Here is a 7,742-nt window from a genome sequence, read left to right on the forward strand (position 1 = left end):
CGGTGGCGATCACCGAGTTAGCTGAAAACGGCCGCCACTCACCTGCCCCGCGACGGCGGCGCCGTCAGCGCTCCAGATAGCTGATATCGCCATAACACAGACACCCAATGACTTTGCCGAGGCCCTGATAGTGTGCCTGCTTTCTGGAGCTGGATAGGACGCCACGCCCATCCCGTGGTCGTCAACGGTTGTGTCGTCGACGCTGTCGAAATGACGCGATGGACGGCACTCAATTCCGGATGTGCTCGTTCTGGGCGTGGTCCCTGCTATCAAGTTCCGATGGCGAATTCTTGTGTCCAATTCGCTTCGGCCCCATCAGGTACCTCCTCAGATTGTCATTGGCCTGAGTGGGTGTCCAAGACCTCTTTTAGTCCCGGTGATACCCTGGAGGCATCACCGAGCGGGAGGCGCCATGGATCTGGACCTGCGCAAAATGCGTTACTTCGTCGCCGTGGCCGACCGGTTGCACTTCGGCCGCGCCGCCGACGAGCTGCATATCGCGCAGCCGGTGCTCAGCCGACAGATCCGCGCGCTCGAGCAGGATCTCGGCGCCTCGCTGTTCACCAGGGATCGCCACGGCGTAGCGCTGACCGACGCGGGCCGACAACTGCTGGCCGACGCCGGTCCGCTGCTCGCCTCCGCGCACGCGGTCCGCCGCCGGGTGACCGCGGCCGCCCGCGGCAGCCAGCGGCTGACGGTCGGCTTCCGGGCAGGCATCCCGGTCATCCCGGCGGCGCGGGCGTTTGAGGCCCGGCATCCGGACGTGGTCGTGGACGTGCAGCGGATCGAAGGGGACGACCAGGCCCCGATGCTGCTCGACGGCCGCATCGACGTCGGCTATGTGCGGCTGCCCATCGACGAGACCGGCCTGCGCGTCACCCCGCTGTACACCGAACCGCAGGTGGTGGTGCTGCCCGCCGGCCACCGGTTGGCCGGCAAGGAGGAGGTCACCGAGGACGACCTGGCCGGCGAACCGCTCATCTGGCATGCCGACCCGAGTACGCAGCCCACCAGTCGCCCGCACCCTAACGCCGGGTACCTGGTGCGCGGGGTGGACGAGACGCTCGAGCATGTCGCGGCCGGCCGGGGCATCTCGTTCCTGGCCCGTTCGGCGACCGTGTTCTACTCACATCCAGATGTCAGCTATGTGCCCATCCCGGATCTGGCACCCGACCAGGTGTGCCTCGCGGTGGCGGCATCGCGCACCTCGCCGGTGGTCGATGACTTCTTCACCGCGGCTCAGGCGACGGCCGAGATCACGGCAGAATGTGGAAACTATGAAATGTGGCAGCTTGCAAGCGATGCCGTTTCAAAGCACGGTTGAGCAGTCCGACTAACAACAGCAGCGCCAACAGGGGGCACGCGGCCACAGCAATGGTGAAGGCATGGAGCTCGGGGGCGGAGGCGATGTTGGCGCACAGGGAGCGTTTTCAGCGTTGCCTCTCCAGAGTGAGGATGGCTTTGGCGATGACGGTCAGAGACGTGACCTTCGGCGAAGACGCCAGCCGGGCCCGCACCGGCAGCCTTTCCCGAGCCCTCGCCACCTTCCGCAGCCTGGCGATCAGCCTCGCCCACCTCAGGGCTTGATCAAGTTCCGTAGAGGTCCGGATTGTTGGTGATGCCCAGGAGTGGGAGTGCTCGTCCGGGGTGGTCGCGGATTGCTCGGGTGGTCTTGGCGATGTTGTCGGCTCCGAGGGTTTTCAGCACGCCGATGGCGAGGTTGCGCAGGGTCGCCATGGCGCGCGGTGCGGTCCCGGTATGGACGGTTGAGGCGTCTTCGTCGAAGGTGACGTCTCGGATGTGGTGCGAGGAGTTCTCCACTGCCCAGTGTCCGCGGATGGCTGTGGCCAGGTCGGCGGGGCTGGTTTGGTGGGCGTCGAGGATGGTGACGGCGTAGACGCTCTCGCGGGTCTCGCGCTTTCCGGTTTGCTTGCGGCGGCGGTGGACGCGGATGGCCAGGCGGGCGTGGGGGAAGGCGATCCCGCCGAGTTCGTCCGCGATGCCGCAGGTCTTGATCGAGCGGGACTCCCGGCGGCCGTGTCCGGTGGCGGAGGTGCTGTGCTGGACGGGGATGTCGTGCCAGGGCAGGGCCGCGAGTTGACCGTATGTGGTGGGCTGGTTGGTCTTGATCACGGCGATGTAGTGCGCGTTCTTCGCCTCGACCAGCCAGGAGATGTTCGCCCGGACCGAGTGCAGCGCGTCGAAGGTGACGACGGCGTCGGGCAGGTCCAGCGGGGCCAGCAGCGGCCGGAAGTGCGTTGTCTCGTTGGTCTTGGCACCGACCTCGGTCTGGGCGAGGGTGACCACGAGGCCGTGGGTGACGGCGGAGAGCAGGTGCCGGCGCGTTGCGGTGAGCCGGGCTGAGCCCTTGAGCGCCTTGCCGTCGACGGCGATGACACGCCGTCGCCTTGCCCGTAGCGGTCCGGGTGGCGGTGCGGTGCTGGTCGGCCAGGTAGGTACCCACGGCCCGGTCCAGCACGTCACCGTCGACTGCCCCCAGGACGCGCCCGCTAGTGGCCGGTGACGGGGAGCGCCGCCACTTGAGCGGATGATGGCGGATGCCGATGGCCGCCAGCAGTGTGGTCGAGGCACGCTCGCCCCACTCGGCGAGTTCGTCGATGCTCCTGGCGCCCGACAGGACAGCGAAGGCGCACACCAGCAGGACCGGCGTCAGCGGGTACCACCGGCCGCGCCGCGAGCGCGGGTCGGGCACCAAGTCGAGGTAGGGGCGCAGGTCAGCGACGCGGCTGGCGTCCAGCGGACCCAGCTTCAGCAGCACGGCGGGGATAGGAGAAGATACAGCGGCAGGCACGGGCGACCTTGTGTTCATTGGGCTTCGACACCGTAATGATCATGGAGCCCGTGCCTGCCCTGCTACGTACCCTCGTCGGTCACCACTCGACCAACCCGCACAACCCCGGAACTTGAAACCGCCCTGCGCCCACCTCACCGGATGGAAGAACAACGCCGCCCCACACGACCACTACCGAAACCGCCCGGCCGATGCCCTACGCGAGCTCGGTCTCACGGGCTGAGCACGCATCACACCTGGCCGGTGGGTTGAGACTTCGAACACCTCCCTCAATAGCGGGCCCGACTATGGGAAGTGTGAAACCAAGCTTCGTTGGCGAGTGCTTCGGTGTTCCGTCAACCGTTTGCTCAGACGGGAAGTTCGGTGATGCTGAGGGCGAAGTCCAGGTTCCCCACCCCGTGGTTGGCGAGGCCCACCGTGACCACGCCCGCTCCTTCCAGCCAGTGCGCCATTTGCAGGCCGCCGACGTCCAGCGGGCGCAGCCCGAGGCTCTCGATGAACGCCTCCACACTTGCCTTGGCCTGCGCATTGTCGCCAGCGATGAAGACGTCGGGCCGACCCTTCTCCAGGACATGACGGAAGACGGTGTTGAACGCCTTCACCACGCTGGCGCCGGCCGGGGCCGCCTTGGCGACTTCCTGCGCGATCGAGGTCTCCTCGCGGTGGGCCAGCCCGTCGAACGTGGAATTGAAGGGATTGCTGATGTCGACGATGACCTTGCCCGCGAGAGCGTCTCCGTACTGGGCGACGGCTGGCACGACACCGTCGTACAACAGGGCCACGATGACGATGTCCCCGGCCGGGGCGGTGCCCCATTCTCCGGTCGTGGCGCCGCCGCCGAGAGCCTTGGCCAGGTCAGCGGACTTGGACTGATCGCGGCCCATGACCTCGACGGCGTTGCCGCCCGCTACCGCCCGCGCGCCGATGGTACGGGCCATGTTCCCGGTGCCGATGATGCTGATGCTGCTCATGAGATGTCCTGTCCTGTGCTGGTTGTGGGTGGTTCGGTTCAGAGGGCGGTGGTGCCGCCGTCGGCGACGAGTTCCATGCCGTTGACGTAGCTGGAGTCGTCGGAGGCGAGGAAGAGGGCGGCGGTGGCGATTTCGTCGGGGCGGCCCATCTGGCCGCGGGGGATGAGGGACTCGAACTGGCGCTGGGTGGCCTCGTCGAAGAGCTCTGCCTGCTTGGCGGTGGCGACCTGGCCGGGGGTCAGGACGTTGACGCGGATGCGGCGGTCCTTGAGCTCGTTGAGCCAGACGCGGGCCCATGCCTGCTGGACTGCCTTACTGCCGGCGTAGACACTCCAGCCGGGAAAAGCGCCGAGGGAGGCGTTGGAGCCCGTCATGAGGATGGAACCGCCGTCGTTGAAGAGCGGGAGGGCCTTCTGGACGGTGAACAGAGTGCCGCGGGCGTTGAGCCCGAACCAGGTGTCGAACTGAGCCTCGGTAATCTCACCGAGCGGAGCGGGCTCGCCGCCGCCGGCGCTGGCCCACAGCACGTCGAGGCTGCCCTTTTCCCGCTTGACGGTGTCGTACAGGCGGTCCAGGTCGTCCAGATCGGCGGCGTCGCCCTGGACACCGGTGACGTTGCGGCCGATCTGCTGCACGGCCTCGTCCAGGGCGTCCTGGCGGCGGCCGGTGATGAAGACGTGCGCTCCCTCGTCGACGAACAGCTTCGCGCCGGCCAGCGCCATACCGGTGCTGCCGCCGGTGATGACCGCAACCTTGCCGTCGAGCTTTCCCATGGTCTCTACCTTGGGTCGGTGGTGCCGTGCGCACCTGGGGAGACGGTGTTATGTACACCGCCCTGTGTGCTTACGGTACGGGGCGGGCGGCCGGGACGCAAACTATGTACACCGGTCGTTACCCAACTGGGGTACCATGGACCCATGACGGAGTTGGAGAAGGGCCCCACGGGCCGCCGCCGCGGCCGGGGCGCCCGCGAGCGCATCCTCAGCACGTCCCAGCAGCTGTTCCGCGAGCAGGGCATCAACCGCACCGGCATGGACCAGCTTTGCGCGGCGGCCGAGGTGTCCAAGCGCACGGCCTACCAGCACTTCAGCGGCAAGGACGAACTCGTCGCCGAGTACTTGCGCCGGTTCGACCCCTCCGTTCTGTCCGGCGTGTTCGACCGCACCGACCTCACGCCCCGCGAACGGCTCCTCGCCGCCTTCGACATCCCCCCCACCACCCCCCTGTGTCCCTACATCGCCGCCGCCGTCGAACTCCACGACCCCCAGCACCCCGCATCCCAGTACGCACGCGACTACAAGAAAGCCGTCGCCGCGCGGCTCACCGACACCGCCCGCGAAGCCGGCGCCGCCGACCCTGAACAGCTCGGCGAGCAGCTCGCGCTGCTCATCGACGGCGCCGCGGCCCGCACCCAGGTCCTCAACGCCGACGCCTTCCCCACCGCCGCCGCCATCGCCGCCGTCCTCATCGACAACGCCATCCCCGCCACAGCCAGCGATGACCGGCGACGGGAGGAAGTGTCAAGCTGACTTGGCACTCCGCGGCCGGGCTGGACGCGCTGCCGGTCGCGCGGCTGCACCCGCTGGTACGCGACACCAGCCGCCCGGCACCTGGCCCGGACCTGCTGGCTTTTACGGAACTGGCCGCCCGCCTGCTGAAGGCCGCAGCAGAAGCCGCCGGGAAGACCGGTGACCCCGAGGACCTGCCGACGTGGTCTGCCTGGCAGCTGCTGGCCCCGCACGTACAGCTTTTCCGGGTACGGCAGTCGATTAGGAACAGGCCAGTTGGGGTGATCACGGCGATGTTCGGCTTCTCGCGGGCGCGCATCAGAGCGGGGCCCTCGGTCAAGGCCATTGCGGGAAAGGTTCGGTCGGCTGGTCGTATACCGGATGCTGTGCTCGAAGCTCAACCGGGGACCTGCATGAACCTTCGCTGCCAGACACGCTGAACTTGACAGGGAAAGGACCTGGTCGGACGAGACGACCCACGCCATCCACGAGGGCCAGACGCTCCGCGTCGAGCGCCTCCACGACGCCCCTGCCCACGAGACCGCCTGGACCGTAGCCGCCTACGAAACCCCAGTCTCCGACCGCACATGGGTCCTCACGGCGACCGGCGCGACCCCTGCCCCCGTGCTGGAGGACCTACTGGATCACCTCGCCTACGCCGACGGCTGGGACACAACTGCTGGCGCCCCTGTCGACGAGAAGACCATCACCGCCGCCACACAGCCCCTCACCGAAGCCGGATGGAAGCACACCGTGAACGGGCGCTGGATCCGCTGGACATCTCCGGCCGCAGACGCCGGCATCCAGTTCGATGCCTTCGCCGCCCAGCACCCGACCCACACCCTCACCACCTGGACCGTCTGGGCCAGCCCGGACCCCGACCATCCCACCTGGACCCTCACCGCATCACCGCGCACCCCCAGCTCGCTGCTGGCCAACCTCAGCGAGAATCTCGCCCACGGCACCGGCACTCGCCAAATCCAGGTCACGGGCCGCGACCGCAGGACCAGCCTCGCCACCACGCCCCCAGCCGTCCCCGCCGTCATGGCCAGCCCCGCAGCCAGCCGTACACGCTGACCACCCGCACGTCGAAGCGGGGCAACATAGCGCGGGATCGCCGGTTAGCCAAACCGGCGATCCCGCGCATCATTAGTAGTCCACCGCCACGACATACCCCAACGGCGAGAGGCGCCATCCGACGATCACAACCCACCGCGCATCGCCCACGCCGCAACGATCACCCCGCCGCGTAGCTCGCACGGAACAGGTCCTGTGCACGCTCCACGTCCTTCGTCGTGCGGAGTTGTACCTCCAAGTCGCCGGTCCCGTGGTGGCCGAGCCCGGACACGTCCCGGGTGAACCCTGGAGCAAGGTCGACGCGCTTCGGGTCGACCTTCAGGTAGACCAGGAGGTTGCTCCGCTGAGGTCCCACTGATACGCCCGGTACTGCTTACGCTCCACGCGGCTCACGCCATCCCGCAGACCACGCAACGCCTCGTCAACCGCCGTCGCCAGCTCGGCCATCGACGCGCCCTGGACGTCGGCTGCCGTGCGGGCGACGGACCGTCGACATGTCCGCAGGGGCGCCCGAGTCCCGCTGCTCACGGACGCGAGGGTCTCCAGGTCGTCGAGGCAAGATATCCTCGGTCCAGTCTCCGACTGGCATCTGCCCAGGTCGGGAGGATTGCGCGGCCCGCTCTTCTCCAAGATTCCCCGGGCTCGGCATCCAGCTCGGCGCCCGGGTCCTGGCTGAGATCGGGGACGACCACACCCGCTTCGCCGACGCCTGCGGCCTCAATGCCTACGCCGGGTCCTCACCCATCACCCGGGCCTCGGGCAAGAAGTCGTCCATCACGCGCCGCTGGGTCTCCCTGCGGAGCTCTCCCGGCACCGACGCCCACTACCCGCCGCCGACGCACCGCCGGAGACTGGCACGCATCTGCCCAGAGGAATCTGTTCAACCGCATGCTCGGCCAGCTCGACCACTGCCTCCAGGCCGGCGAACTGTTCGACGAACAGGCCGCCTACCCCGCCTCAATCGCCGAAGCTGCTTGACAGCTACGCATCGTGAGGTGTCTACGGTAGTGACATTCCTGGAACGCCCACCGAGCTGATCGCCAGCAAGCGTTCCGCCCGTAAATCGAACAGAATCGAAGGATGAGCGGCGAGCAGGACAGCGCGCAGCCCGTGAGCCTGCCGTCGGCAGACGGTCCGCTGGTGCGGGGGAGCACCGGCAGGTGGCTGTCCGGTATGGAAAGATTGCTCAGCGGCCAGGCGACGAGGAAGTCTCAGGGGCGAGGAAGCATGGCATCCTCCCTATGACCCAAGGCCGCGAAGTTAACAGGCCGACGGCCCTGTCAAGGCTCTGTGGCTGGAGTTGACGGTTCGACAGCTACGGAAACGGGGCCTCTGGTAGAGGCAAGGAAGTCGACCAAGACGTTCCTGCTTCGA

Annotated in this window: 6 protein-coding genes and 3 pseudogenes; 4 read left to right on the top strand and 5 right to left on the bottom strand. The window is 67.8% G+C overall.

Going from position 1 to position 7,742, the window contains the following annotated elements; all coding sequences use genetic code 11:
* The first annotated feature begins 412 nt into the window (after window positions 1–412).
* Window positions 413–1,324, top strand: a complete 912-nt coding sequence (locus O3X23_RS43370) for a LysR family transcriptional regulator (RefSeq protein ID WP_269280768.1) — start codon at window positions 413–415, stop codon at window positions 1,322–1,324.
* Between the two features lie 263 nt (window positions 1,325–1,587).
* Here the strand turns inward: O3X23_RS43370 and O3X23_RS43375 are convergent, their stop codons facing one another.
* The 4 genes and pseudogenes from O3X23_RS43375 to O3X23_RS43390 form a co-directional block, all read right to left on the bottom strand.
* Window positions 1,588–2,484 carry an ISAs1 family transposase gene (locus tag O3X23_RS43375; RefSeq protein WP_269280771.1) on the bottom strand — a complete coding sequence of 299 codons (897 nt, stop codon included), beginning with the start codon at window positions 2,482–2,484 and terminating at the stop codon, window positions 1,588–1,590.
* 28 nt (window positions 2,485–2,512) lie between these two features.
* Window positions 2,513–2,830, bottom strand: a pseudogene (locus tag O3X23_RS43380) (transposase family protein); the annotation flags it as partial.
* A gap of 329 nt (window positions 2,831–3,159) precedes the next feature.
* Window positions 3,160–3,783 (bottom strand): NADPH-dependent F420 reductase, encoded by a 624-nt coding sequence (locus O3X23_RS43385; protein ID WP_269280774.1) that lies wholly within the window; start codon window positions 3,781–3,783, stop codon window positions 3,160–3,162.
* 38 nt (window positions 3,784–3,821) lie between these two features.
* A complete protein-coding gene (locus O3X23_RS43390; protein ID WP_269280778.1) occupies window positions 3,822–4,556 on the bottom strand; it encodes an SDR family NAD(P)-dependent oxidoreductase in 735 nt (244 codons plus the stop codon).
* 144 nt (window positions 4,557–4,700) lie between these two features.
* Here O3X23_RS43390 and O3X23_RS43395 point away from each other — a divergent pair, with 144 nt between their 5' ends.
* Both O3X23_RS43395 and O3X23_RS43400 read left to right on the top strand, forming a co-directional pair.
* Window positions 4,701–5,312, top strand: coding sequence for a TetR/AcrR family transcriptional regulator (locus O3X23_RS43395; RefSeq protein WP_269280781.1), 612 nt, complete (start codon window positions 4,701–4,703; stop codon window positions 5,310–5,312).
* A 462-nt stretch (window positions 5,313–5,774) separates the two neighbouring features.
* Window positions 5,775–6,368, top strand: a complete 594-nt coding sequence (locus tag O3X23_RS43400) for a DUF317 domain-containing protein (protein ID WP_269280784.1) — start codon at window positions 5,775–5,777, stop codon at window positions 6,366–6,368.
* A 160-nt stretch (window positions 6,369–6,528) separates the two neighbouring features.
* Here O3X23_RS43400 and O3X23_RS43405 read toward each other — a convergent pair.
* Window positions 6,529–6,914: pseudogene (locus O3X23_RS43405) on the bottom strand (DUF5655 domain-containing protein); the annotation flags it as partial.
* 86 nt (window positions 6,915–7,000) lie between these two features.
* Here O3X23_RS43405 and O3X23_RS43410 point away from each other — a divergent pair.
* Window positions 7,001–7,346: pseudogene (locus O3X23_RS43410) on the top strand (transposase); the annotation flags it as partial.
* Window positions 7,347–7,742: the final 396 nt, after the last annotated feature.

Source organism: Streptomyces sp. H39-S7 (assembly GCF_027158205.1).
In the GTDB taxonomy this organism is placed as follows: domain Bacteria; phylum Actinomycetota; class Actinomycetes; order Streptomycetales; family Streptomycetaceae; genus Actinacidiphila.

What these genes read in the sequence shown, in the direction of transcription:
- O3X23_RS43395 (WP_269280781.1), top strand. Translation starts at nt 4,701, where the DNA reads ATGACGGAGTTGGAGAAGGGCCCCACGGGCCGCCGCCGCGGCCGGGGC.
- O3X23_RS43390 (WP_269280778.1), bottom strand. Translation starts at nt 4,556, where the DNA reads ATGGGAAAGCTCGACGGCAAGGTTGCGGTCATCACCGGCGGCAGCACC.
- O3X23_RS43370 (WP_269280768.1), top strand. Translation starts at nt 413, where the DNA reads ATGGATCTGGACCTGCGCAAAATGCGTTACTTCGTCGCCGTGGCCGAC.
- O3X23_RS43385 (WP_269280774.1), bottom strand. Translation starts at nt 3,783, where the DNA reads ATGAGCAGCATCAGCATCATCGGCACCGGGAACATGGCCCGTACCATC.